A 22,974-nucleotide genomic window follows, 5' to 3' on the forward strand; every position below is an offset into this window, starting at 1 on the left:
GGAACGGATGAATCTAGTCGATATTTACTTCAAGATGAAAAAAGATGTCCAATACATAGAAGATGAACTGGAAAAAGCCATTGATACGCCGGTTCGAGAGCTGTATCTATCTTCGACTCACTTACTCAAGGCAGGAGGAAAGCGGATTCGTCCCGTTTTTGTTTTGCTTGGCGGTAAGTGGGGCAATTACGATGTCAAAAAGCTAAAGCATGTGGCCGTTCCTCTCGAGCTGATCCACATGGCTTCCCTTGTGCATGATGATGTGATTGATGATGCGGATAAGCGTCGCGGAAAAGATACGGTTCGGATGAAGTGGGATAACAAGGTAGCCATGTACGCCGGCGACTATATTTTTGCACGGGCATTGGCCATTGCCTCACAGCTCCCGATCCCACAATTGCACCAGATTCTCTCGAATGCAATCGTCGAGGTTTGCAAGGGGGAGATCGAGCAAGTAAAGGATTTGAATAACTGGGATCAAAACTTCCGTACGTATTTGCGCAGAATCAAACGAAAAACTGCGCTTTTAATTGCCATTAGCTGTCAATTAGGAGCAGTGGCAAGTGGAGCGTCAGCTGACATGATTCGCAAAATGTACTGGTATGGCTACAATGTGGGGATGGCTTTTCAAATTACTGACGACATTTTGGACTTTACAGGGACTGAGAAGCAGTTAGGGAAGCCTGCTGGAAGTGACTTGGTGCATGGAAACATTACGTTGCCTGCGCTTTATTCGGCTCATCATGGAAAAGCACGTGCGCAATTCCAGGAATGGATCGCGCAAAATACGTTCTGGGATCATACGGATGAAGCGGTTCGTATGGTGCGAGAAGATGAGGGCATTGCTTTTTCGCAGCGCCTCGCTGAACGCTATATCGCCCGTGCGCATGCAATTCTTGCAGATTTGCCTAATAACCAAGCTAAAACATCTTTGACAGGTATCGCCAATTATATTATCGATCGCAAATTTTAATGATATTTTGACCGTCTTCCTGTTGCTTGACCACTCTAGTTTTGATAAAATTTTCAATGGTGTCTTATGCACCAATACATAGCTCTAATGGAGGCTTACTTACAATGGAAAAAACATTCCTTATGGTAAAACCAGATGGCGTACAACGCAACCTGATCGGGGAAATCGTATCCCGTTTTGAGAAAAAAGGCTACCAACTCGTAGGTGCTAAGCTGATGACAGTAAGCCGCGAACTGGCTGAAGAACACTATGCAGAGCACAAAGAGCGCCCTTTCTTCGGTGAACTGGTAGACTTCATCACTTCCGGTCCAGTATTCGCTATGGTATGGCAAGGTAACAACGTAATCACAACTGCTCGCGCTATGATGGGCAAAACAAACCCAGTAGACGCTGCTTCCGGTACAATCCGTGGCGACTTCGCTACTTCCGTTGGCATGAACATCATCCACGGTTCTGACTCTCCTGAGAGCGCTGAGCGTGAAATCGGCCTGTGGTTCTCCGCTGAAGAAGTTCTCTCCTTCGAGAAAACAATCCAACGCTGGATCTAAGACTGATCGAGAAGACCCCATTTATTGGGGTTTTCTTTTTTTTGTCAAAATCTTTGTCAAAACAGATAGGATAATGACGAAATATAGCGAATGAAGATAGGGAGTTTGCAAAGGGGGTACGATTCAGCATGGAAGATAAGGACTTTCTCCAATTTATAGCTAGTGTGAAGAAAATGACTGGAATTGATCTTGCCCTCTACAAGGAAGCACAGATGAAGCGCCGTCTAACCTCGTTAAGACAAAAGCGGGGGTACAACACATTTGCCCAGTATTTCGATGCCATCGCTAAAGACAAGGAGCTTTTCTATGAGTTCCTCGATAGGATGACCATCAACGTATCGGAATTTTTCCGCAACCCAGGCCGGTGGGAAGTTCTCGAGAATAAAATTTTGCCACGCTTGGCGAAGCAATCGCCGCGGGTGAAATGCTGGAGTGCGGCATGCTCGACAGGGGAGGAGCCGTACACTCTCTCACTGATTTTGTTGCGCCAGAAGATGGATGCGACCGTGCTCGCTTCCGATATTGATGAGGGAGCACTAGCAAAAGCAAAGCAAGGGGTATACACGGACCGATCCTTGCAAGATTGCCCGAAAGACCTCGTTACGAAGTATTTTGAAAAAGATACACTCAGCTATCGCATCACGGACGAAGTGAAGAGAAAAGTGACGTTCAAAAAACATAATTTATTGGCGGACTCATTTGATTCTCAATTTGATTTGATTATTTGCCGGAACGTGATGATTTACTTTACCGAGGAAGCAAAGCATGAGCTGTATCATAAGTTTAGCCGGGCCCTGAAACCTGGCGGGGTACTCTTTGTAGGCAGTACGGAACAAATTTTTCAGCCGCAACAATACCAACTGGAGACAGAGGATACGTTCTTCTATCGAAAAATGGGTTGATTCATGTTGGCCTTGGTATATCTCTGCTGTTTTTTCCCAAGACTAGGAATACCTACTTTGCAAGAGGAGGCAGCAGATGGATAAACACAAGGTCATCGAAGCATACCGTCGAGGGCTGATCACGCTGCAGGAATGTGGTCAGATTTTAGGGGCGGAGAGGACACAACTAGATGATTTGATACGCGTGGATCACACTCGCAAACCGCTGAGCCCCAATCCTTTTTTCAACGTGTAGGTACGTCAATCCTGATTCATTCGCGATAGCGTAAAGAGAGCGCTTCTCCTTATTACGGAGGGGCGTTTTCCTGTAAGAAGAAAAGGTTTTTCGCAGACGTTTGCCACTTTTGTATTTCCACGGCGTACTAGGTATGATATTATAGCGCTTAAAAGTGATAAAGGACAGCACCCCGAAAAGAGAACCTTAAGGGGATACAGGCTGCCTGGAGGATGGAGGAAGGATAGAGATGCGTTACTTGACAGCAGGGGAATCCCACGGGCCGCAATTAACAGCTATCATCGAGGGCGTACCGAGCAACCTGCCGATTTCCATTGAGGAAATTAATGAGCAGTTGGCACGTCGTCAGAAAGGCCATGGCCGCGGCAGAAGAATGCAGATTGAAAAGGATCAGGTGAAAATTCTTTCTGGTGTCCGTCATGGATATACAACCGGAGCTCCTATCACACTGGTCGTTGAAAATAATGATTGGACGCATTGGCAAGGAATCATGAGTGCTGAGCCTGTAGAGGAAGGCGCTGAAGAAAAGCGTCGTGTTTCCCGTCCACGCCCTGGACATGCTGATTTAAACGGGGCTATTAAGTATCATCAACGCGATATGCGCAATATTCTGGAACGCTCCAGTGCTCGTGAGACTACAGTCCGCGTAGCTGTTGGTGCAGTAGCTCGCCAATTGCTGGCTCAATTTGGTATCCGTATTGGCGGACAGGTACTCCAGATCAATGAGATCGTGGCGAAGCGTCAAGAAGTAAGTCTGGACGAGCTGATTGAGCGCACCGAAGAATCACCAGTACGCTGCTTGGATAAAGAAGCAGAGCCACTGATGATGGCGGCGATTGACAAAGCAAAAGAAGACGGGGATTCCCTCGGTGGTACCGTAGAAGTTATCGTTGAAGGCGTGCCGATTGGTTTGGGTAGCCATGTGCAATGGGACCGCAAGCTGGATGGACGACTTGCACAAGCGATTATGAGCATTCAGGCTTTCAAAGGTGTCGAAATCGGTATCGGATTCGAGGCATCTGGTCTGAAAGGCTCGCAAGTGCATGACGAGATTCTTTGGAACGAAGAAACCGGCTACAGCCGTAAAACGAATCGTGCAGGTGGACTCGAAGGCGGAATGACGACAGGAATGCCTGTAGTTGTTCGTGGTGTCATGAAGCCGATCCCTACCTTGTACAAACCGTTGATGAGTGTGGATATTGACTCGAGAGAGCCATTCTCAGCGAGCATTGAGCGTTCTGACAGTTGTGCTGTTCCAGCGGCAAGTGTGGTCGCAGAGGCAGTGGTAGCATGGGAGATCGCAAGTGCAATGTGCGAAAAATTCCCTTCTGATTCTCTTGATGACATGGCAGAAAACGTAAGTCAATACCGTGCGTACACGGAGAAGTTCTAATGAGTGTAGAGAAGCTGACTGTTGAGCTGGGCGAGCGTTCCTACGAGATTGTGATAGGCGACGGTCTTTTGCACGATGCAGCAGCGTTGCTAGTAGAGGCAGGAATTGCTTCTACTAGCAAGCTGATGATTGTCACAGATGAGAATGTAGCCGTTCAGTACTTAGAGCCTTTGCTCGATGTTTTGCGGCAGCATGGGTATCAGGCCCACTCAGCTGTCATCGCTGCTGGAGAACAATCGAAGAGCCTGGCTGTCTACGAACGATTGATGACAGAAGCAATTGATGCAGGACTGGACAGGAAGTCTGCTGTATTGGCTCTCGGTGGTGGAGTCGTCGGAGACTTGGCTGGATTTATGGCTGCTACGTACATGCGCGGCATTGATTTCGTTCAAATGCCAACTACCTTGCTCGCACATGATAGCTCAGTTGGTGGAAAAGTAGCGATCAATCATCCACTCGGAAAAAATCTCATTGGTGCTTTCCATCAGCCTAAAGTTGTCATTTACGACACGAAAGTATTGCATAGCTTACCGAAGCGTGAAGTTGCAGCAGGTTTTGCAGAGGTTGTTAAGCATGGACTTATCGCCGACGCTGCCTTTGTCGATTGGCTGGAAGACAACGCGGATAAGCTATGGCAGCTCGATTCTGAATTATTAGGGAAAGCCATTGAAAAAGGTTGCGCAGTCAAAGCGGCTATTGTTTCTCAAGACGAGACAGAGCAAGGGCAACGTGCATTGCTTAATTTGGGTCACACGTTTGGTCATGCGTTTGAAGCCCTGTCTGCTTACTCCACCCTGAATCATGGGGAAGCCATCTCAATTGGGATGTGTTTGGCTGCCAAGGTAGCGGAACGGATTGGTTTTGCCGAGACAGGTGTATACAATCGCACGAAACGGATGCTGGAATTGTTCCACCTGCCAACGGCTTGGCCAGGCAATCTCTCGCCAGAAGCTGTGCTGGAAGCCATGAAACGAGACAAAAAGACGGTAGGCGGAAAGCTGGCCTTGGTGTTGCCTAGGGCAATCGGGCAGGTTGAAGTCGTCAAAAATATAGAAGAAGAACTCATACTGGGAATCATGAGAGAAGAAGTGGAGGGATAAGGATGGGCATGAGAGGAATCAGAGGCGCGGTTACGGTGGAAGCCGATACGCGCGAAGAGATTGTCTCCTCTACAAAATGGTTGCTGGAGGAAATGGTAAGCCGTAATGAAGTAAACCCCGAAGACATTGGCAGCATCATTATCACGACGACAGAGGACCTCTGTGCGACTTTCCCTGCTCAAGCGGCCCGCTTGCTTGAAGGAGAAGCTTGGCAATATGTCCCACTTATGTGCGCAAGAGAAATCCCGGTGCCAGGTGGCTTGCCGCTTTGTATTCGTGTCATGATGCATGTGAATACGGACAAGACAGCAAAAGACATTCATCACGTCTTTTTGCGTGATGCAGTCAAGCTGCGCCCGGATTTGACAAATCGCGGTTGACAATTAGGGCGCTCTCTTTTACCATAAGTGAAACGAGAGCGCCTCGTTTTTTCCGGTAATAAGCAAAAGCCGGCTGAGAGCAGAGATTAGTAGAGCAGAGTTGAGATGAGTTAGGTCGAGGAGAGAAGAGAAGGCTGGGTACATATTGACACCCAATCCAGGTCTCTTTGTCTGGATTTTTTTGTATACAAAAAATTTCTCCCCCTACCTCTCGCTCTAGGAAGCGGGTGTAGAAAAGGTGGATGCCTCATTGCCTTTTCTCTCCCACTAATTGAGGAGATGAGAGTCCATGTATTTCCCTTCCCTTGCCGAGGTTAAGACCCTCTCGGCGTCGTATTCCCTTATCCCTGTAAGCATGAAACTGTTGGCGGATCAGGAGACACCGATTCGCTTGTATCAGAAGATTCGCACGAGTGATTCCTTTTTGCTGGAGAGCGTAGAAGGTGGTGCGCGTTGGGCGCGTTTTTCGTTCATTGGCATGAATCCTTTTCAAATCGTGGAAGCAAAAGGTGAAGAAATCACCGTTTCCTATCGCACTGGTGAAAAGCTTGTCCAGACTGGAAATCCCTTCTCCTTTTTGCGTGAAGAAACCGATCGCTACAAAAGCCCGAAGCTACCCGGGTTGCCTCGTCTCAGTGGTGGTGCGGTAGGCTTTTTTGGCTACAATACGCTACGCTACTTCGAAAAATTGCCAGCACATCGCAAGGAAGCTGTACGAGTGCCGGATATGCGCTTTCTGTTCGTGGATGAGATGATCGCATTTGATCATTTGAAGCAGGAAATTCAATTGGTTGTGAACCTCCATGTGGAGCCAGGAGACACCGAAGACACTATTGGCAAAAAATACAAACAAGTCTGCGAACGAATCGAGGAGCTGGTTACCAAAGTTTCCGCTCCGCTTGAAATGGATCAACGCATTCAAGTAGCGGCAGATACACCAACGCCATTAACAGTAGAGCCAAATATGACGCGTGAGCAATACGAGCAGCTAGTCGTGCAGGCGAAAGAATACATCGCAGCCGGCGACATTTTTCAAGTTGTGTTGTCGCAACGTTTTTCCGTAAAGACAGATGTCGATCCTTTTGCGGTGTATCGATTGCTGCGTACGTTGAATCCTTCCCCGTATATGTACTATCTCGAATACGATGGCGAGACAGTCGTTGGGACATCACCAGAACTGCTTGTGCGTGTAGAAGATGAAAAAGTAGAGATGCGGCCGATTGCAGGAACGCGAAAAAGAGGGGCAACCCCACAAGAAGATGCTGCGTTGGCGGCTGATCTTTTGGCAGATAAAAAGGAGAGAGCCGAGCACTACATGCTGCTGGATCTTGGGCGCAACGATGTAGGAAAGGTCTCTGCTTACGGAAGCGTGAAAGTGGAAGAAGCATTGGTTATTGAAAACTACTCCCATGTGATGCATATGGTTTCGCATGTGACCGGCAAACTTCGTGAGGGACTGCATGCTTTCGATGCATTGCTAAGTGCTTTTCCGGCTGGTACAGTATCTGGTTCCCCCAAGCTGCGGGCGATGGAAATTATTGCAGAGCTCGAGCCTGACGCACGCCATCTGTATGCGGGAGCAATTGGCTACATTTCATTTGATGGTTCACTCGATAGTTGCATCACGATTCGAACATTGTTCTTTCAGGATGGCTACGCACATGTACAGGCAGGTGCAGGCATTGTAGCGGACTCGGTCCCTGCGAGTGAATATCAAGAGACGGTGAATAAAGCAGCAGCGATGCTCTCTGCGTTAGAAAAAGCTGAACAGATGTTTGTCAGAAAGGTGGAGTTGTCATGCTAACATACGCGCTGGAACAAATTCTGCTTGGGAAGCACTTAACACGGACGGCTGCAGAAGAGGCCATGGGCGAGATTATGGATGGAAAGGCAACTCCGGCTCAGATTGGTGCATTTTTAGCGAGTCTTCGTTTGAAAGGCGAGCAAGTGGAAGAGATTATCGGTTTTGCCAAAGCCATGAGAGCGCGGGCGATGAGTTTTCCCATCGATCTGCCAGGTCTGGTAGACACCTGCGGAACAGGCGGCGACGGAAGTCATACCTTTAACATTTCGACGGCGAGTGCAATTGTTGCAGCAGCAGATGGGGTACGCATCGCCAAGCACGGGAATCGTGCTGTTTCCAGCAAAAGCGGCAGTGCTGATGTGTTGGAAGCGATGGGAGTGCCCGTCAATTTATCTCCAAAGGATGCCGCAGATTGCCTGCGTGCGACCAATCTCTGCTTCCTATTCGCTCCTCTGTACCACCAAGCGATGAAGCATGCGGCTGGACCGCGAAAAGAATTGGCGATTCGTACGGTGTTCAATTTACTGGGACCATTGACGAATCCAGCAGGAGCCAGCCATCAGCTGATGGGCGTCTATGATGCCAAGCTGCTTCCAAATGTAGCCGCAGTCTTACACGAGCTCGATGTGAACAGAGCGCTCGTTGTCGCAGGCTCGGATGGTCTGGATGAATTGACTGTCACGGGAACGAGCCATATTGCCGAGTTGCGGGATGGTCGTATTTTGACATATGAAATCGAGCCTGAGCAGTTCGGTCTGCGCCGTCATGAGAAGGATGCTTTGCGCGGCGGTGATGCCAATGAGAATGCCAAGATCATTCACGACGTGTTTTCTGGCGCACGTGGGGCAGCACGCGACATCGTTTTGCTTAATGCGGGCGCGATCCTCTACCTCGCAGATCGTGTTAGCTCGATTGAGACAGGGGTTATACGTGCAGCGGAATTGATCGACGGCGGAATGGTAATGCGCAAGCTCGAGCACGTCCGTCACATCGCAGGAGGTATGATTCATGCTTCGTAAAATCGTAGAAAAGAAACGCGAAGAGATCGCACGTCTATATACAGATACAACGGTTTCAGCATTGCTTTTTGCAACGAAGGAAGTCCAACGTCCACGCGGATTTCGTCAAGCATTGGAGACGAGTCTACGGCCTGTAAGCGTGATTGCCGAAGTAAAAAAAGCATCGCCATCCAAAGGGTTAATCCGACCTGATTTCGAGGCAGTGACCATCGCGAAGGCTTATCAGGCAGCTCGCGCAGAATGCTTGTCTGTTTTGACAGATCAGTCCTTTTTTCAAGGGAGCTTGAGCTATCTACGACAAATTCACGAGGCAATTGATCGTCCTTTACTCAGAAAAGACTTTCTACTTGATGAAATTCAAGTCGTGGAAGCAAGAGCAGCAGGCGCTGATTGTGTGTTGCTCATTGCTGCCATTCTCGATCGGGAAACACTTCGCCATCTGAACCAAACTGCCGAGGAGCTGGGCATGGATGTACTGGTTGAGGTGCATGACAAACGTGAATGCGAGCTTGTTTTTCAAGCAATAGAACCTAAATTGCTCGGAATCAACAATCGAAACTTAAATACGTTTCAAACTGACCTGGCCGTTACGCATGAGTTGATTGCAGAACTGCCGACGTCATTGACGATCGTGAGCGAAAGTGGAATTTCGACACCGGCGGATATTGAGAATGTACGAAGTGCAGGTGCCCGGGCTGTGCTGGTTGGAGAGCATTTCATGCGCCAAACAGACGTAGAGCGCGCAGTCATTGATCTCGTGGGAGAAGCAGCACCGGGGGTGAGTGTATGACTCGTTTAAAAATATGTGGGATTAAGCGAGCGGAAACACTTGCGCTGTTAAAAGAGATGGAAGTCGATTATGTAGGCCTTGTTTTTGCCCCAAGTAAGCGACAAGTTGATGCCCAGACGGCTGGACAATTGCTTGCAACCGTTCCGGGCCATCCTCCTGCTGTTGGTGTGTTCGTTAATCCGACAATGGAAGAGTTGGAGGAAGTGCTAAGCGAGGCACCGTTATCCGTGATCCAGTTGCATGGACAGGAGACGCCGCAATTTTGCCAGCAAGTTCGGGAGCGGTTCGCTATTCCAGTGTGGAAGGCGCTGGCAGTGGGCGGGGAAGCGGATGCTGCTCAAGTAATCCAATCCTATCGAGGCATTGTCAGTGCCTTTTTATTTGATACGTATGACCCTAGTCAAGCAGGTGGCACAGGGAAAAAGTTTTCGTGGGAGCAAATCCCTACATTGCAAGCAGCATGCGAGGAAGCAGACTGCATCATCGCAGGAGGGATTCATGCGGAGAATGTCGGAGAATTAATGGGACAGTATCAAGCAGGGATTGTCGATGTATCCAGTGGAGTAGAGACGGATGGCGAAAAAGACGCCGAAAAAATAAAAACATTAGTGGAGAGGGTGAAGGCGCATGAACAACATTCAAACAACTACGCGAGTCGTGCCTGACGAAAACGGACGATTTGGTGCCTTCGGAGGCAAGTTTATTCCGGAAACCTTGATGAATGCGGTGACAGAGCTCGAGATCGCTTTTGAAGAAGCAAGTCGTGACCCGGCATTTGTTCAAGAATTGAATGGACTGCTCAGCGAGTATGCTGGACGCCCAACCCCGCTCACCTATGCAGAGCGTTTGACGAAAGCGGTCGGCGGCGCTCAAATCTATTTGAAAAGAGAAGATCTCAACCATACGGGTGCACATAAATTGAACAATGCTTTGGGTCAAGCATTGCTTGCCAAGCGGATGGGCAAACAATCAATTATTGCCGAAACCGGCGCTGGTCAGCACGGAGTGGCAAGTGCAACCGTTGCGGCAAAGCTCGGACTCTCTTGCAAAGTGTTCATGGGGGAAGAAGATATTCGTCGCCAGTCGTTGAATGTTTTTCGGATGAAGCTGCTTGGTGCCGAAGTCATCCCTGCTGTATCCGGCTCACGTACACTTAAGGATGCGACAAACGAAGCGATTCGCCATTGGGTTTCCCATGTTGATGAAACGTTTTATGTCATCGGATCTGTCGTTGGCCCACATCCATACCCGTACATGGTTCGCGAATTTCAAAAAATTATCGGAGAAGAGACTCGCAGTCAAGTCCTGCAAATGCTCAGAAGGCTTCCTGACGAGGTCGTTGCTTGCGTCGGTGGCGGCAGTAATGCGATTGGCATGTTTTATCCATTCATTCAAGATGAGTCTGTCGCGCTCAGAGGGGTAGAAGCGGCAGGAAAAGGAATCGATACCGAAAAACATGCGGCAACACTAACACTTGGACGCCCGGGAGTCATCCACGGTTCCCTAACCTACTTGTTGCAGAATGATTGCGGACAGGTGCAAGAAGCGCATTCGATTTCGGCTGGCTTGGATTATCCAGGTGTAGGACCTGAGCATGCCTATCTCAAAGACAGTGGAAGAGTGACCTATACATCCGTAACGGATGCGGAAGCACTCGAGGCAGTACAAGTGCTTTGCCAAACGGAAGGCATCATTCCAGCGCTGGAGAGCGCACATGCGATAGCTGAAGCGATAAAACGTGCAAAAGAAATGTCTTCAGACAAAATATTGGTTATCTGTTTATCTGGTCGAGGCGACAAGGACGTGCTTACTATTCAAGAAGCGCTGACAGCAGAAGGGGGAGAGTAATCATGACGACAGCTGTTAACAGAATCGATCAATTATTTGCGGATCGTGATCGCAAACGATTCATCCCGTTTCTAACGGTAGGTGATCCTTCGATAGAAGTAACCTTTCAACTCGTAAAAGCGATGGTCGAAGCAGGCGCTGATCTCATCGAGCTCGGCGTCCCTTACTCCGATCCTTTGGCAGACGGCCCAACGATACAACGAGCTTCAGAACGCGCGCTGAAAAATGGCGTGACGATCGGGGATGCTTTGCAATTGGTCAAAAGACTTCGCGAATCAGGTATGGAGGCTTCCATCGTCCTGTTCACCTACTTCAATCCGGTTTTGCAATATGGTATCGAGCGGTTTTTTGCCGATCTGGCTGCGTATGGTGCTGACGGTGTTGTCATTCCTGATTTGCCGATTGAGGAAAACGGTCCAGCAGTAACCGCAGCAAAACAGAGTGGCATTCATGTCATTTCGCTCGTGGCACCAACTTCCAGTTCCAGAATCAATACGATTGGCGCACAAGCAACCGGATTTCTTTATTGTGTATCGTCGCTCGGTGTGACGGGTGCCCGCACGGACCTGCGAGTGGATTTGGCAGATTTTCTGGAACGAGTAAAGGCCAGCACAACGGTTCCTACTGCGGTAGGCTTCGGAATATCCACACCGGATCAGGTACGAGCAGTAGCACCACATACCAATGGTGTCATTGTGGGAAGTGCCATTGTACAGCAAATCGAGGAGCATGCTGAGCAACTGAAAGATCCAAAACAGATGCCAGAAGCTGTAGAAAAAATAAAAACCTTTGTACATCAGTTAGCCAGTGCGCTACAATAGTGGGAAAAATGTGACTGGAGTGAACGTGGATGCAACCGAAACAACGCATACTCAATGCCCCGGTATATCAACCTGGCAAGCCCATTGATGACGTGAAACGTGAATATGGTTTGACCGAAGTCATCAAATTGGCGTCCAACGAAAATCCTTTTGGTTCCTCACCGAAGGCAAAAGCCGCCATTGCGGAACAGTTGGACAATTTGGCCCTTTATCCAGACGGTGCAAGCCTCAGTCTACGCTGGGATCTTGCTGACTTCCTCGGGGTCAAACCAGGTCAATTATTTTTCGGCAACGGGTCTGATGAAATTTTGTTGATGATCTCTCGTGCATTTTTGAGCGAAGGAACAAATGCAGTCATGGCGACGCAAACGTTCTCGCAATATCGCTCAAATGGGATTATTGAAGGTGCAGACTTAATTGAGGTGCCGTTGAAAGATGGCGTTCACGATCTCGAAGCGATGGCGGCTGCCATCAACGAACAGACGAAGGTCGTATGGGTATGTAATCCGAACAATCCGTCTGGTACGATTGTAACAACATCCGAATTGGAAGCTTTTCTGAAAAAGGCTCCAAAAGATGTACTGGTCGTTTTGGATGAGGCTTACTACGAGTATGTGGTTGATCCAGAATATCCACAAACAGTACCAATGCTCGCTGAGTATCCGAACCTGATTATTTTGCGTACGTTCTCCAAAATTTACGGCCTGGCTGCCCTTCGTATAGGCTACGGGATCGCGTCAGAAGAGCTCATTTCCTCTCTGGAACATGTGCGTGAGCCGTTCAATACAGGCACACTTGGCCAAGTAGCAGCACGTGCGGCGTTAAAAGACCAGGAATTTGTGAAAACATGCCGTGATCGTAACCGTGACGGCATGAAGCAGTTTACGGATTCCTTTGACAAGTGGGGGCTTTCCTACTATCCATCTCAGACCAACTTTATCTTGGTTGATTTGAAAAGGGATTCCGATGAGGTATTCAAAAAGCTGCTCTCTCAAGGCATCATCGTTCGCTCTGGTAATGCGCTAGGCTTCCCAGGTTTTCAACGTATTACCATCGGGACCACAGAGCAAAATGATAAGATTCTTTCTGTCTTAAAAGAAATCGTGACTGGAGCATTGAAATAAAGGACTCAAGATGCCGGGCATGCCTCGGCATCTTTGTCTAAAGAGAGATGAAGGAAGGATAGAGAGTGGAGATGAAAAAAACCACCATTACTGTAATCGGCGTCGGGTTGATCGGCGGCTCAATCGCGCTGTCAATGCGACGCGATCCAAATATTCGGTTAGTCGGCTACGATTTACGTCAGGATTGTTTGGATAAAGCACTGACTCTTGGTGTCATTCATGCTGGCACAACGGATTTGCAGACCGCAGTTCGGGAAGCAAATGTTATTTTCCTCGCATCACCTGTAGAGCAAATCGTTGCAACCATTCGTTCGTTAGTGGAAATGGAGCTGCAGCCTGGTGTGATCATTACGGATGTTGGCAGTACAAAAGCAGGTATTGTGAGACAAGCGGCGGATGTCATTCCCGATCATGTCACGTTTATTGGTGGACATCCGATGGCTGGCTCGCATAAATCCGGCGTGGAAGCTGCTTCTGACCGTCTGATGGAAAACGCCTATTATGTTTTGACACCAGCACCGGGAACACCTGAAGAAAAAGTAAAACAATTGTCTGAACTACTCACACTGACTCGCGCAAAAATCGTGCAAATGGACGCGGCTTCGCATGATCAGGTCGTGGGTGCAGTCAGCCATTTCCCGCACATTCTCGCGTCTGCTTTGGTCAATCTGGTGGCAGAGTACGACGAGGAAAATGCTTGGCATGCAACCCTTGCGGCTGGTGGCTTCCGTGACATTACGCGCATTGCATCGAGCAACCCTCAGATGTGGCGTGACATTTTGCTGCAAAACCGTGATCCGATCCTGAAAATCGCAAAAGATTGGGCAAAAGCATTGGAAGATGTCGTTCACCTTGTAGAACAGGGAGATCCAGAAGGAATCGAGCATTTCTTCAAAGCGGCACGAGAATTCCGCGATAGCTTGCCTGAGCGCAAAACGGGTGCATTGCCTCCTTTGAACGATTTGTATATCGATATCCCGGACCACCCTGGCGAAATCGGACGAATTACGACATTATTGGGAGCAAGAAATATCAACATCACGAATCTCCAAATCAGAGAGACACGAGAAGACGTTTATGGAGTGCTACGCATTACGTTCCATTCGCAACAAGAGTTGGAAAAGGGAGAGGAAGTTCTTCGCTTTTTCGATTACAATGTATACAAGCGCACATAAGTTTTTTTATGCAAACACACTTTACAACGAAGACGCTTCACAGTGCGACTGGTAATCTGGGAGAGCGTGAGAGAGAAAAGGAGTGGAAGTAATGATTCGCGTACAACAAGCCAAACAAATCAAAGGTACCGTTCGCGTGCCAGGAGATAAGTCTATTTCCCATCGTGCCGTCATGTTTGGAGCTTTAGCAGAAGGAACCACAACCATTGAAGGCTTTTTGCCGGGTGCCGATTGCTTGAGCACGATTAGTTGCTTTCGTCGGATGGGGATCGAGATTGAACAACAAGGAGATACCGTAACCGTACAAGGCAAAGGCTGGTACGGCTTACAGGAACCGTCTCAACATTTGGATGTAGGGAACTCCGGTACGACCATTCGCTTAATGGCAGGGATCATGGCAACACAGCCTTTCCATGTGGTGATGGAAGGCGATGAGTCCATTGCCAAAAGACCGATGCGTCGGGTGATCGGACCGCTCCGTCAAATGGGCGCCAAAATCGATGGAAGAAAAGATGGCGAATACACACCGTTATCCATTCGAGGCGGTGAGCTTCAAGGGATGGCGTATCAATCCCCAGTTGCAAGCGCACAAGTGAAATCAGCGATTATGTTGGCAGGGTTGCAGGCAAAAGGCGTGACTAGTGTAACAGAGCCGCATTTATCCCGAGATCATACGGAGCGTATGCTGCAAGCATTTGGTGTACAAGTCGTGCGTGATGGCTTGACCGTTTCAGTAGAAGGCGGACAAAAGCTGAAGGGCCGTGCCATTTCTGTTCCTGGTGACATTTCTTCCGCTGCCTTTTTGATTGCCGCCGTAATGGTCGTACCAGGCAGTTCTCTTCTGATTGAAAATGTCGGAATCAACCCAAGCCGCACGGGCATCATTGATGTTGTCAAGGCGATGGGGGGAAGCTTGGAGCTTTTGAATGAGCGAATCGTAAATGAAGAACCGGTTGCAGACCTCCTCGTGACGCATTCGGAGCTGCACGGTATTGAAATTGCCGGAGATATCATTCCGCGCCTGATTGACGAAATTCCGGTAATTGCGGTCATGGCAACGCAGGCCAAAGGACAAACCGTTATCCGTGATGCCGAAGAGCTGAAAGTAAAGGAGACAGACCGTATTGCCACGGTGGTTAGTCAACTGTCCAAATTTGGTGCTAGGTTGACACCTACCGATGACGGAATGATCATCGAAGGAAAGACAGGATTGACAGGGGCTGTCATCGATAGCATGGGGGATCACCGAATTGGCATGGCGATGGCTATCGCAGGTCTCGTTGCTGAGGGTGAGACGACGATCGAAAATGATGATGCGATTGATGTATCGTTCCCTGGCTTCCATGACTTGCTTGTGAAAATCAGTCAATCATAAAGAATGATAGAGAAGTCTGTGCCTTTATAGGGTAGCAGGCTTCTTTTTTTGGTGCGAACACAAAGCGTTCCGAATTTTAGCAAAAATGATTTGACAAGCGCTTACATTCCGTTTATTATAAAACTACAGTATGGTTTCTCTCCACTCCTATCCAATATAAGAAAGCACGTGTGTGCTACCGTCGTTTGAATGCGCTTACATCAACGACGGTCTTTTTTTGTCTAAAAAAGGGTTTGGCCCTAATTAGTACTTTTTCCTCTTTCTGTGCATATGCTCGTACAAGGGTAGCGTGTGCGTGAGAAGTGGGAGGGGGACGAGCTATGCTGGAGCAAGGGATGGTCATACGCGGGGGAACGATTGTCACAGCACTAGGAATGAAAGAAGCAGATATTTGGATCCGTCATGGGAAAATTGTACGAATTGCTAAAGATACCTTGACGAAAAACCCCTTCAACGATTTATTTGAAGAAATAGATGCTACGGGTATGTATCTTTTGCCCGGTTTCGTCGCACTCCCGACACATTCGTTGTATAAAATCAAAGGTGTAGATGTTTATATAGAAGCTATGCGAAATCTCATCAGCTCGGGATGTACAAGCCTGGTGGATGTTTTCCGGCCAGAGCGTTGGATGAGCAGACCGCAAATTCACTATCAACAAACCCAGCACTTCAACAGTTTGTTAGATTATGTTTGGCACGTGGAAATCGATGTCGCCGATCTTCACGGTGACCGCTTAGCGGAGTGGATGAACCATGGTTATTCTTCATTTCATGTCACGATTCGAAATCCAGAAGAAATTTCCACAATAAAATGGGAAACGCTTTTGCAACTTCATACGTCTAAACATACGATCCTGCACATGCAGGTGCAAAATGATCCGTTTTTGAAAAAAGAACAACGGGAACTCATTCGACAGATTTGGATGGAGGCTACTCGTTATTGGCGGTTACGCACAGTCATTACGGATTCTCAAGCGGCCTTTCATTTTGAAGAAAATGACCCGTACCTGCATATCTTTCGTTTGCCTGCTGAAGTGACGGATCAAGGTCTTCGTCAATTACATCGTCAATGGTTTGGGAGCTGGCAAGTAGCGTCTCCAATTCACGATGTGCGGATTGATACACGAAAGAGCTGGTGTACGTCTGAAGAATTGCTTTGCTTGCTAGTCAGGCTCACTTCGACAAATGTTGCAAAAGCAATTGGACTGTATCCGCGAAAAGGAAGCTTGACAACTGGCGCAGACGCTGATATCGTTTTCCTGAAAAAGGAAAACTGGTTGACAAAGAATGATCTTTCCACTATTCTCAATTTTAGTGAAATGCATCTTCCAACATCTGTTATGTCGAACGGTAAATGGATATATCGAAATATGCGATTTATCCCTTTGATTGGTATGGGTAAGTGTTTAATCGACACGAAGCCCTACGCTTATGTCATATAACCCCAGTTTGGGGGTTTTTTCGTGAATGGTTTCCAGTAGACAGACGAGAAAAAGAATCGTAAGGTCGCGCAACTTTTTACATCCCCAGCAGTCTAATTATGCAAAAGGCCGCTGAGGGATCGGAATCGCAAGGAGGTAATCCTGATCATGACCGATTCCCAGCTTATCCGAGAGATTAAAGAAGGTAATCTGGAATGCTATGCTGAACTGATTCGTCGATATGAAAAAAAGATCCTCTCATTTGTCACTCATCTTTTGCGTCAGGCACATTTAGAGCATATAGCGGAGGATATATGTCAGGAGACGTTTTACAAGGCGTATAAGAGCATTCATTCTTTCCGAGATGTAGAAGCTACATTCTCCACCTGGCTCTATACGATTGCACGCAACTCCGTACTCAGTGAATTGCGCAAGAGTCGCAATTCTGACGTGTATCTGGATGATACGTTGCAAGTGCCTATGGCATCTCCCAAGACACTGCCTGAGCAAGTTTTGCTCCGGAATGAACGGGAGAGCATGGTAAGACTGGCGATCAACAGTTTGCCAGAGAAGCAACGCTCAGCACTGATATTACGCGAGTACGAACAAATGGATTACACAGAAATCGCTACGATTCTGGATTTAACAGTGAGCTCTGTGAAGTCTCTACTGTTTCGAGCGCGGCAAAGTATTCGTGGACAGTTGGAAAACTACATCCTGGACCCTCATTTGGATGAAGCTGAAGGGATGAATCGATGATGAGATGTGAAGAAGTTCAGGAAATACTGCCTGAATACGCCGAAAATCTGTTGCCTGAGGTGACCCAACGCCGGGTTGATCACCATATGGCTGCATGCTATGCCTGTCGTTCCGACTATGAGATTTGGTCGGACAGTGGTGAGTGGATGGAAATGGATAAAGAAGAATACCATTCTGTAACTCCATCACGTTCCATTGTAGACGCGGTGATGGCCCGTATCTTATCGGAAGAGCAGTGGGCGATCCCGATTGGCAGAAAAATTTTCAGCGTGACAGCGAGAATGCGACGCATGGGTGCGAGTGTAGCTGTTTTGCTGCTAATGGTTTTTTCGTTCACTTTATATGTGAATACAAGTACTACAGAGCATGCGAATTCACTCGTTATTAACGGAGAAGTTATGGAGATTAATACGCCAAAAGCGCAAGTCATTTCATCTTCCATGCAAACAGACGACGGTACATACGTGGTTGAAGCGCAGCCATATACGTCGCAAGGAGATTCTCTGGAACATGCTACTGCTTCGATCGTACCGCTCGATGGGAAGCCGACTTCTCCTGATTTAGCCAAGCCGAATTACAGCATTGTACTTAGTATTTTTGGAATCCTTATTACTGTTCTTACAATGAGCTGGCTAACGCGAGCATAATGGTATATGATCAAGAGTAAAAGAAAAGACCGTCTTCGGACGGTCTTTTGTGGCTATTTTATTAGAGTGGTTGTTCAGCAAGCGCGTAGAGCAACAAGGCCACGCAAAATACATATGAGGTGAAAGAAATGCCGAAAAAGTGGCTGTATGTCATAGACGAAGCGATCAAGCGGATCGAAAACGATGAAGTGGAGTTGGGCTTGACCGCTTTGCAAAAGGTTCAGGAGCATGGAAAAGATTTGCCGGATGTCATGATGTATTTGGCAGAGGTTTGGTATCGACTCGGTCATATGGAAGAGGCGAGTCAATTGTTGACAGATGTCATGGCCAAAAATCCGCAAATGGATTCCTCTTTGCGCATAGAATGCCAGCTGCTGTTAGCGGAGATTGCTTTGGATTCCAGCGATTTTGAGACGGCGCAACACCTTCTCTATGAATGCAAAGAATCTGGATTTGAAAGCATCCAGCTTGACTTGTTGTTAGCGGATCTGTATTCACTCCAAGATTTAGATGAAGTAGCGGTCAAGTATTTGGAACAAGCAAGACTAAAAGAGCCAGACAACCAAGATATTATGGCAGCGCTGGGTAACTTGTATTTCCGCATTGGAGAAGACGAGAAAGCAATGAAGCTCCTGGAACAAGCCGGCGATGAAAGTCTGTCCATGCTTTTGACGAAGGGGCGCTCGTACGCACAAAGCGGTCAATTCGAACAGGCTTACCAAGTATTCCGTCAGGCGCTGGTCATGGATCGTTCGCCAGAAGTACTCTACGGATGTGCACTGATGGCATTCCACGTAGGACGACTGGATGAAGCAGCAGAATTGGTCAGCAGTTTGCAAGCGGTTGACGAGGATTATGTGGCTGCTTACCCATTAGCTGCAGATGTGAATCTTTCGATGGGGAAAACAGAAGCAGCTATTGAGGCACTGAAGCAATATGTATCGTTGTCAGGTTTCGATTTGGATCAGATTCGCAGGCTAATTGCCCTTTTGACTCAAGCCGGGCGCTATGAGGAAGCGAAAGAATACCAACAACTTCACGACCAGTGGGACCATGACTCCGAAGAGGAGCAATAAAAAATTGACAAACAGGAAGTCACTTCGGTGGCTTCCTGTTTATTTTTCCGCATTTTGGCAAGAATGAGAGACAAGTAAGCCATCGTAAAGAAGGGATGCACAGATGAACTTGGCTGAGATCTTGGTGTACACCGATATCCGGCAGCTCCATCAGATTGCCAACCATTACGGATGCGAATGCAACCCTCATTCCAAAAACGAATTGATTACGTCGCTGTTGTCTAGCTTGAGGCACAGGTTGACAATCTCTCAAGAAGTTGAGCAGCTGAGCAGTGCAGAAACCCATTTTTTGCTCCAATTGTTCCTAGACAAGCGTACTGTCATGTCGCTTGAGGATTTGTTGGCGAAAGCCGGGGTGGCACTGGAGTGTGAAAAGGAAAAAAAGCAGGAGGAAGGGCGAAGGTTTGTTGCAGCTGCAATGAAGCGAGGATGGATTTTTCCGGCGAAAAGTAAAACCGTAGGGCAGTATCAAATTCCGCTGGACATCCGTGAGCCGTACTTGCAAGCGTGGCTGACAAAGTGGCGTGAGTCAAACGTATTCCTTCATCCCGGTCCGCAAGCTTACAGGGATGAAGGGACAGCACTATGCGACGATATCATGCAATTTTTACAATTTCTCCAGCAGGAGCCAGTACCCCTAACCGCAGAAGGTGGCATGTACAAGCGTCATCAGCAGCAGCTTTTTCAATTTTTGTACGTAAAAGAAGAGCCGCTATTGCCGCAAAAATGGCGTTTTGGGTACGGTCTGCACTTTGATTTATACCCTGACCGTTTTTCCTTGCTCTACGATTTCTGCTACTATCACCGATGGATAGAAGAAGTGGACGGCAAGGTAGCAGTAACGGAAGCAGGGAGGGAGCGACTGGAGCAACCGTATAACGATCAATTGTACCATGATGTCATTCGCTTCTGGATGAGGCTGTACAAGCGGGCTGTCCCGAACTTACCGATGCTGGTTCAGCTCATTCCGTTGATCGCGTCGGGTGGTTGGGTAAGTCAGCAATCGTTGATGGACACGCTGCTCCATTGGATGAAAGAGTTTTACTACGATTCGCCTACAGATATCTTGGTGAATCGGGTATGCAAAATGATGGTGCATCTAGGATTGTTGCGCGTCGGCCAAGACGAACAGGGACAGTGGTTATACACCGCAACGTATGCGAGCCAGACTTGGCTTCGAAAATACAATGGTTTTACCGAAACGACTATTTTGTTGAAGTGAGGGATGGGTATGGAGTGGCCGAATTTCTATTCCAACGCGTACGGAACGAACAATCAAATGGTTTCCGGTTTGCTATCTGAAATGGTGATCGACGAGCAGATGCGTCAATATCGCAAGCGCACGCTAATCCAGGAGATTGATGAGGCGCTTGCATCGAAAAACAAAGAGCTGTTTTTGCGCTTAACAGACGAATTAAAAGAAATCATGGCTTACGAGCAAGCCTAAATACATAATCGTATGCGTTATTGCGAGTCTCTGACCATTCATGGTACGCTTGTTTCCAGAAATGAACAAGGAAATGAGGAGACGGCTCTATGCAGTGGAACTTGAACGATTTTGAAAACTGGGAGGAGTTGCGGTCCTTTGTGGATACCGCGCTGCTCCCTCTTTATTTGTACAACACGGACAGAAAAGTAGAAGAGCATGTTGTACGCATGAACTACTTATTAAATGTAGCGGCCGGGATTGAGCAGCGTCTGAAGGGACGCGTACTGCTATTTCCGTTAAGCTATCAAATCGGAGAAGAGCAGCTGGAACAACGAACACCGGCGGAATTCCCCTATAAAGTACTGCTTCATTTTCGCGGAGAACAGATTCAATTAAAGGAACGAGCAGAAGAAGGTGTATTGACCTTATTGGTAGGGGATGAAGACCTGGAATCTTCTTTGCGTTTCGAAGTGACCGTGGATGTGCTGTACAAAGAGGTCATCAAGTTGTGGCAAATCGTGCGGGGCTAATCGTTTTGACTTAAAAAAGAGACGCAATAGAGAAAGCGTTTTCCGGTAATACTACAGAAAAATGGGTGGGGCAAGGTCTTAAATTTGACAATCTGGCAACAATATCCTGTCACACATCGTTTGGGTAAAGACATGTCCACTGGACATTCTTGACATCTTTATAGGCGTTAGCTATGATTGGGATTGACCTAGTGTATATGTATGAAAATGCCATCGTAGCGCTATTTTACAGGATAAGGAGGGAAAAAAGATATGGGAGACAAACGCGAAATTTCCAGGCGTACATTTTTGAACTACGCCCTGATGGGAACTGGCGGATTCCTTGCTGCGGGAATGATCACCCCAATGATTCGCTTTGCGGTAGACCCCCTTCTGCAAGGACATGCAGGTGGAGATAAAGTAGCTGTCGGCAGTCCGGATGAGTTTAGTGCCGTGCCAAAACGCGTAGAATTCAAGGTCCATACCAAGGACGGTTGGTATGAATCAGAATCTACACTTACTGCATGGGTTACCAAGAACGACAAGGGTGAGATTCTTGCTCTGTCCCCGATCTGTAAGCACTTAGGATGTACGGTTGACTGGGGAACTGGCCCTGGACAACCAAATGAGTATTTCTGTCCTTGCCACATGGGTCGTTATTCGATCAATGGCGAGCACATTTTGGGAACGCCACCGACGGCTTCTCTTGATGAGTATGAGACAGAAGTCAAAGACGGAAAATTGTATTTAGGTAAAGTAAAAGCAAATCCTCGTCCGGGGGTGAACGGCTAAAATGATGCAAAAAATGTATGATTGGGTCGACGAGCGCTTAAACATCACTCCGATGTGGCGTGACTTGGCTGACCACGAAGTACCTGAGCACGTGAACCCGGCACATCATTTTTCAGCTTTTGTTTACTGCTTTGGTGGACTTACGTTCTTTATTACCGTTATTCAAATCTTGTCTGGTATGTTTTTGACGATGTATTATGTACCAGACGTTATCAATGCTTACGAATCCGTTAAGTACCTCCAGAACGAAGTAGCGTTCGGGGTAATCGTACGCGGTATGCATCACTGGGGTGCCAGCTTGGTAATCGTGATGATGTTCCTACATACTCTGCGTGTATTCTTTACAGGTGCATACAAAAAGCCTCGTGAATTGAACTGGGTAGTCGGCGTACTGATTTTCTTCGTTATGCTGGGCCTCGGTTTCACAGGTTACCTCTTGCCTTGGGATAACACCGCATACTTTGCGACCAAAGTAGGTGTGCAGATCGCTGACTCTGTACCTTTGATCGGTCCATATGTGAAAACGTTGCTCACAGGTGGAGACATTCTAGGGGCGCAAACCCTTACCCGTTTCTTCGCGATTCACGTGTTCTTCCTCCCAGGCGCGCTGCTTGGTCTGCTGGGAGCTCACTTTGTTATGATCCGTTCGCAAGGTATCTCGGGTCCACTATAATCGGTCTTCGAAAAAAGGAGGAAATAGCATGGCAAAACAAGATAAAGATGCTACCTTCGTCGGAGATTCCCGAGTATCGGCGAAGCGTATTCCAAACATTTCTCCATCCTACTCCGATTTTCCAGGTAAAAACGAGCCGTTTTGGCCAAATTTCCTGTTGAAAGAGTGGATGGGGGCAGCC

Annotated in this window: 25 protein-coding genes and 1 pseudogene; all 26 read left to right on the top strand. The window is 47.8% G+C overall.

Annotation, left to right across the window (positions count from 1 at the left end):
* Nucleotides 1-7 precede the first annotated feature (7 nt).
* Nucleotides 8-973, top strand: coding sequence for a polyprenyl synthetase family protein (locus PMI05_RS01970; RefSeq protein ID WP_007716554.1), 966 nt, complete (start codon nucleotides 8-10; stop codon nucleotides 971-973).
* 104 nt (nucleotides 974-1,077) lie between these two features.
* On the top strand, nucleotides 1,078-1,521 hold the full coding sequence (gene ndk / locus PMI05_RS01975) for a nucleoside-diphosphate kinase (protein ID WP_007716560.1): 444 nt from the start codon (nucleotides 1,078-1,080) through the stop codon (nucleotides 1,519-1,521).
* A 128-nt stretch (nucleotides 1,522-1,649) separates the two neighbouring features.
* A complete protein-coding gene (locus PMI05_RS01980; protein ID WP_007716562.1) occupies nucleotides 1,650-2,423 on the top strand; it encodes a protein-glutamate O-methyltransferase CheR in 774 nt (257 codons plus the stop codon).
* Between the two features lie 76 nt (nucleotides 2,424-2,499).
* Nucleotides 2,500-2,658, top strand: coding sequence for a hypothetical protein (locus PMI05_RS30930; protein ID WP_007716564.1), 159 nt, complete (start codon nucleotides 2,500-2,502; stop codon nucleotides 2,656-2,658).
* A gap of 229 nt (nucleotides 2,659-2,887) precedes the next feature.
* Entirely contained in the window at nucleotides 2,888-4,051 is a 1,164-nt protein-coding gene (gene aroC / locus PMI05_RS01985; RefSeq protein ID WP_007716567.1) for a chorismate synthase, read from the top strand.
* Nucleotides 4,051-5,151 carry a 3-dehydroquinate synthase gene (aroB, locus tag PMI05_RS01990; RefSeq protein ID WP_007716568.1) on the top strand — a complete coding sequence of 367 codons (1,101 nt, stop codon included), beginning with the start codon at nucleotides 4,051-4,053 and terminating at the stop codon, nucleotides 5,149-5,151. The genes aroC and aroB overlap by 1 nt, the downstream gene beginning before the upstream one ends.
* Before the next feature lie 2 nt (nucleotides 5,152-5,153).
* Complete coding sequence (aroH, locus tag PMI05_RS01995; RefSeq protein WP_007716569.1) at nucleotides 5,154-5,531, top strand: chorismate mutase; 378 nt, start codon at nucleotides 5,154-5,156, stop codon at nucleotides 5,529-5,531.
* A gap of 289 nt (nucleotides 5,532-5,820) precedes the next feature.
* A complete protein-coding gene (trpE, locus tag PMI05_RS02000) occupies nucleotides 5,821-7,335 on the top strand; it encodes an anthranilate synthase component I (protein WP_007716570.1) in 1,515 nt (504 codons plus the stop codon).
* The gene (gene trpD / locus PMI05_RS02005) at nucleotides 7,329-8,354 is read left to right on the top strand and encodes an anthranilate phosphoribosyltransferase (RefSeq protein ID WP_007716571.1); all 1,026 of its coding nucleotides are present in this window, start codon (nucleotides 7,329-7,331) and stop codon (nucleotides 8,352-8,354) included. Before trpE ends, trpD begins: the two co-directional genes overlap by 7 nt.
* Nucleotides 8,344-9,144, top strand: a complete 801-nt coding sequence (gene trpC / locus PMI05_RS02010) for an indole-3-glycerol phosphate synthase TrpC (protein WP_007716572.1) — start codon at nucleotides 8,344-8,346, stop codon at nucleotides 9,142-9,144. The genes trpD and trpC overlap by 11 nt, the downstream gene beginning before the upstream one ends.
* Nucleotides 9,141-9,809, top strand: a complete 669-nt coding sequence (locus tag PMI05_RS02015; RefSeq protein ID WP_007716573.1) for a phosphoribosylanthranilate isomerase — start codon at nucleotides 9,141-9,143, stop codon at nucleotides 9,807-9,809. The genes trpC and PMI05_RS02015 overlap by 4 nt, the downstream gene beginning before the upstream one ends.
* Nucleotides 9,772-10,992: a tryptophan synthase subunit beta gene (gene trpB / locus PMI05_RS02020; protein WP_007716574.1), complete on the top strand. Its 1,221-nt coding sequence runs from the start codon at nucleotides 9,772-9,774 to the stop codon at nucleotides 10,990-10,992. Before PMI05_RS02015 ends, trpB begins: the two co-directional genes overlap by 38 nt.
* Before the next feature lie 2 nt (nucleotides 10,993-10,994).
* Nucleotides 10,995-11,813, top strand: a complete 819-nt coding sequence (gene trpA / locus PMI05_RS02025; protein WP_007716575.1) for a tryptophan synthase subunit alpha — start codon at nucleotides 10,995-10,997, stop codon at nucleotides 11,811-11,813.
* Between the two features lie 29 nt (nucleotides 11,814-11,842).
* On the top strand, nucleotides 11,843-12,937 hold the full coding sequence (gene hisC, locus PMI05_RS02030) for a histidinol-phosphate transaminase (RefSeq protein ID WP_007716577.1): 1,095 nt from the start codon (nucleotides 11,843-11,845) through the stop codon (nucleotides 12,935-12,937).
* Between the two features lie 71 nt (nucleotides 12,938-13,008).
* On the top strand, nucleotides 13,009-14,112 hold the full coding sequence (locus PMI05_RS02035) for a prephenate dehydrogenase (RefSeq protein ID WP_007716578.1): 1,104 nt from the start codon (nucleotides 13,009-13,011) through the stop codon (nucleotides 14,110-14,112).
* A gap of 91 nt (nucleotides 14,113-14,203) precedes the next feature.
* Nucleotides 14,204-15,487 (top strand): 3-phosphoshikimate 1-carboxyvinyltransferase, encoded by a 1,284-nt coding sequence (aroA, locus tag PMI05_RS02040; RefSeq protein ID WP_007716579.1) that lies wholly within the window; start codon nucleotides 14,204-14,206, stop codon nucleotides 15,485-15,487.
* 320 nt (nucleotides 15,488-15,807) lie between these two features.
* Nucleotides 15,808-16,929: an amidohydrolase family protein gene (locus PMI05_RS02045; protein WP_007716580.1), complete on the top strand. Its 1,122-nt coding sequence runs from the start codon at nucleotides 15,808-15,810 to the stop codon at nucleotides 16,927-16,929.
* Nucleotides 16,930-17,076: 147 nt separating this feature from the next.
* Complete coding sequence (locus PMI05_RS02050) at nucleotides 17,077-17,667, top strand: RNA polymerase sigma factor (protein WP_007716581.1); 591 nt, start codon at nucleotides 17,077-17,079, stop codon at nucleotides 17,665-17,667.
* The gene (locus PMI05_RS02055) at nucleotides 17,664-18,314 is read left to right on the top strand and encodes a zf-HC2 domain-containing protein (RefSeq protein ID WP_007716584.1); all 651 of its coding nucleotides are present in this window, start codon (nucleotides 17,664-17,666) and stop codon (nucleotides 18,312-18,314) included. Before PMI05_RS02050 ends, PMI05_RS02055 begins: the two co-directional genes overlap by 4 nt.
* Nucleotides 18,315-18,442: 128 nt before the next feature.
* Nucleotides 18,443-19,390 carry a tetratricopeptide repeat protein gene (locus tag PMI05_RS02060; RefSeq protein WP_007716586.1) on the top strand — a complete coding sequence of 316 codons (948 nt, stop codon included), beginning with the start codon at nucleotides 18,443-18,445 and terminating at the stop codon, nucleotides 19,388-19,390.
* Between the two features lie 103 nt (nucleotides 19,391-19,493).
* Nucleotides 19,494-20,612 carry a hypothetical protein gene (locus tag PMI05_RS02065; RefSeq protein ID WP_007716587.1) on the top strand — a complete coding sequence of 373 codons (1,119 nt, stop codon included), beginning with the start codon at nucleotides 19,494-19,496 and terminating at the stop codon, nucleotides 20,610-20,612.
* A 9-nt stretch (nucleotides 20,613-20,621) separates the two neighbouring features.
* On the top strand, nucleotides 20,622-20,837 hold the full coding sequence (locus PMI05_RS02070; RefSeq protein WP_007716588.1) for an IDEAL domain-containing protein: 216 nt from the start codon (nucleotides 20,622-20,624) through the stop codon (nucleotides 20,835-20,837).
* Between the two features lie 89 nt (nucleotides 20,838-20,926).
* Nucleotides 20,927-21,349 carry a DUF2487 family protein gene (locus tag PMI05_RS02075; protein WP_007716589.1) on the top strand — a complete coding sequence of 141 codons (423 nt, stop codon included), beginning with the start codon at nucleotides 20,927-20,929 and terminating at the stop codon, nucleotides 21,347-21,349.
* Between the two features lie 252 nt (nucleotides 21,350-21,601).
* Nucleotides 21,602-22,120: a ubiquinol-cytochrome c reductase iron-sulfur subunit gene (locus tag PMI05_RS02080; RefSeq protein ID WP_007716590.1), complete on the top strand. Its 519-nt coding sequence runs from the start codon at nucleotides 21,602-21,604 to the stop codon at nucleotides 22,118-22,120.
* Between the two features lies 1 nt (nucleotide 22,121).
* Nucleotides 22,122-22,793 carry a menaquinol-cytochrome c reductase cytochrome b subunit gene (gene qcrB / locus PMI05_RS02085; protein WP_007716591.1) on the top strand — a complete coding sequence of 224 codons (672 nt, stop codon included), beginning with the start codon at nucleotides 22,122-22,124 and terminating at the stop codon, nucleotides 22,791-22,793.
* A gap of 28 nt (nucleotides 22,794-22,821) precedes the next feature.
* Nucleotides 22,822-22,974: pseudogene (locus tag PMI05_RS02090) on the top strand (cytochrome C oxidase Cbb3); the annotation flags it as partial.

The sequence above is a fragment of the Brevibacillus sp. BC25 genome (assembly GCF_000282075.1).
Taxonomy (GTDB): domain Bacteria; phylum Bacillota; class Bacilli; order Brevibacillales; family Brevibacillaceae; genus Brevibacillus.

Excerpts from the sequence above, each read along its gene's own strand:
- PMI05_RS02055 (WP_007716584.1), top strand. The coding sequence starts at position 17,664 with ATGATGAGATGTGAAGAAGTTCAGGAAATACTGCCTGAATACGCCGAA.
- PMI05_RS02015 (WP_007716573.1), top strand. The coding sequence starts at position 9,141 with ATGACTCGTTTAAAAATATGTGGGATTAAGCGAGCGGAAACACTTGCG.
- PMI05_RS01980 (WP_007716562.1), top strand. The coding sequence starts at position 1,650 with ATGGAAGATAAGGACTTTCTCCAATTTATAGCTAGTGTGAAGAAAATG.
- PMI05_RS02080 (WP_007716590.1), top strand. The coding sequence starts at position 21,602 with ATGGGAGACAAACGCGAAATTTCCAGGCGTACATTTTTGAACTACGCC.
- trpB (WP_007716574.1), top strand. The coding sequence starts at position 9,772 with ATGAACAACATTCAAACAACTACGCGAGTCGTGCCTGACGAAAACGGA.
- PMI05_RS30930 (WP_007716564.1), top strand. The coding sequence starts at position 2,500 with ATGGATAAACACAAGGTCATCGAAGCATACCGTCGAGGGCTGATCACG.
- PMI05_RS01970 (WP_007716554.1), top strand. The coding sequence starts at position 8 with ATGAATCTAGTCGATATTTACTTCAAGATGAAAAAAGATGTCCAATAC.
- trpE (WP_007716570.1), top strand. The coding sequence starts at position 5,821 with ATGTATTTCCCTTCCCTTGCCGAGGTTAAGACCCTCTCGGCGTCGTAT.
- PMI05_RS02050 (WP_007716581.1), top strand. The coding sequence starts at position 17,077 with ATGACCGATTCCCAGCTTATCCGAGAGATTAAAGAAGGTAATCTGGAA.
- trpD (WP_007716571.1), top strand. The coding sequence starts at position 7,329 with ATGCTAACATACGCGCTGGAACAAATTCTGCTTGGGAAGCACTTAACA.
- aroH (WP_007716569.1), top strand. The coding sequence starts at position 5,154 with ATGGGCATGAGAGGAATCAGAGGCGCGGTTACGGTGGAAGCCGATACG.
- trpA (WP_007716575.1), top strand. The coding sequence starts at position 10,995 with ATGACGACAGCTGTTAACAGAATCGATCAATTATTTGCGGATCGTGAT.
- PMI05_RS02075 (WP_007716589.1), top strand. The coding sequence starts at position 20,927 with ATGCAGTGGAACTTGAACGATTTTGAAAACTGGGAGGAGTTGCGGTCC.
- aroC (WP_007716567.1), top strand. The coding sequence starts at position 2,888 with ATGCGTTACTTGACAGCAGGGGAATCCCACGGGCCGCAATTAACAGCT.
- PMI05_RS02045 (WP_007716580.1), top strand. The coding sequence starts at position 15,808 with ATGCTGGAGCAAGGGATGGTCATACGCGGGGGAACGATTGTCACAGCA.
- aroA (WP_007716579.1), top strand. The coding sequence starts at position 14,204 with ATGATTCGCGTACAACAAGCCAAACAAATCAAAGGTACCGTTCGCGTG.
- qcrB (WP_007716591.1), top strand. The coding sequence starts at position 22,122 with ATGATGCAAAAAATGTATGATTGGGTCGACGAGCGCTTAAACATCACT.
- trpC (WP_007716572.1), top strand. The coding sequence starts at position 8,344 with ATGCTTCGTAAAATCGTAGAAAAGAAACGCGAAGAGATCGCACGTCTA.
- hisC (WP_007716577.1), top strand. The coding sequence starts at position 11,843 with ATGCAACCGAAACAACGCATACTCAATGCCCCGGTATATCAACCTGGC.
- PMI05_RS02035 (WP_007716578.1), top strand. The coding sequence starts at position 13,009 with ATGAAAAAAACCACCATTACTGTAATCGGCGTCGGGTTGATCGGCGGC.
- PMI05_RS02060 (WP_007716586.1), top strand. The coding sequence starts at position 18,443 with ATGCCGAAAAAGTGGCTGTATGTCATAGACGAAGCGATCAAGCGGATC.
- PMI05_RS02065 (WP_007716587.1), top strand. The coding sequence starts at position 19,494 with ATGAACTTGGCTGAGATCTTGGTGTACACCGATATCCGGCAGCTCCAT.
- PMI05_RS02070 (WP_007716588.1), top strand. The coding sequence starts at position 20,622 with ATGGAGTGGCCGAATTTCTATTCCAACGCGTACGGAACGAACAATCAA.
- ndk (WP_007716560.1), top strand. The coding sequence starts at position 1,078 with ATGGAAAAAACATTCCTTATGGTAAAACCAGATGGCGTACAACGCAAC.
- aroB (WP_007716568.1), top strand. The coding sequence starts at position 4,051 with ATGAGTGTAGAGAAGCTGACTGTTGAGCTGGGCGAGCGTTCCTACGAG.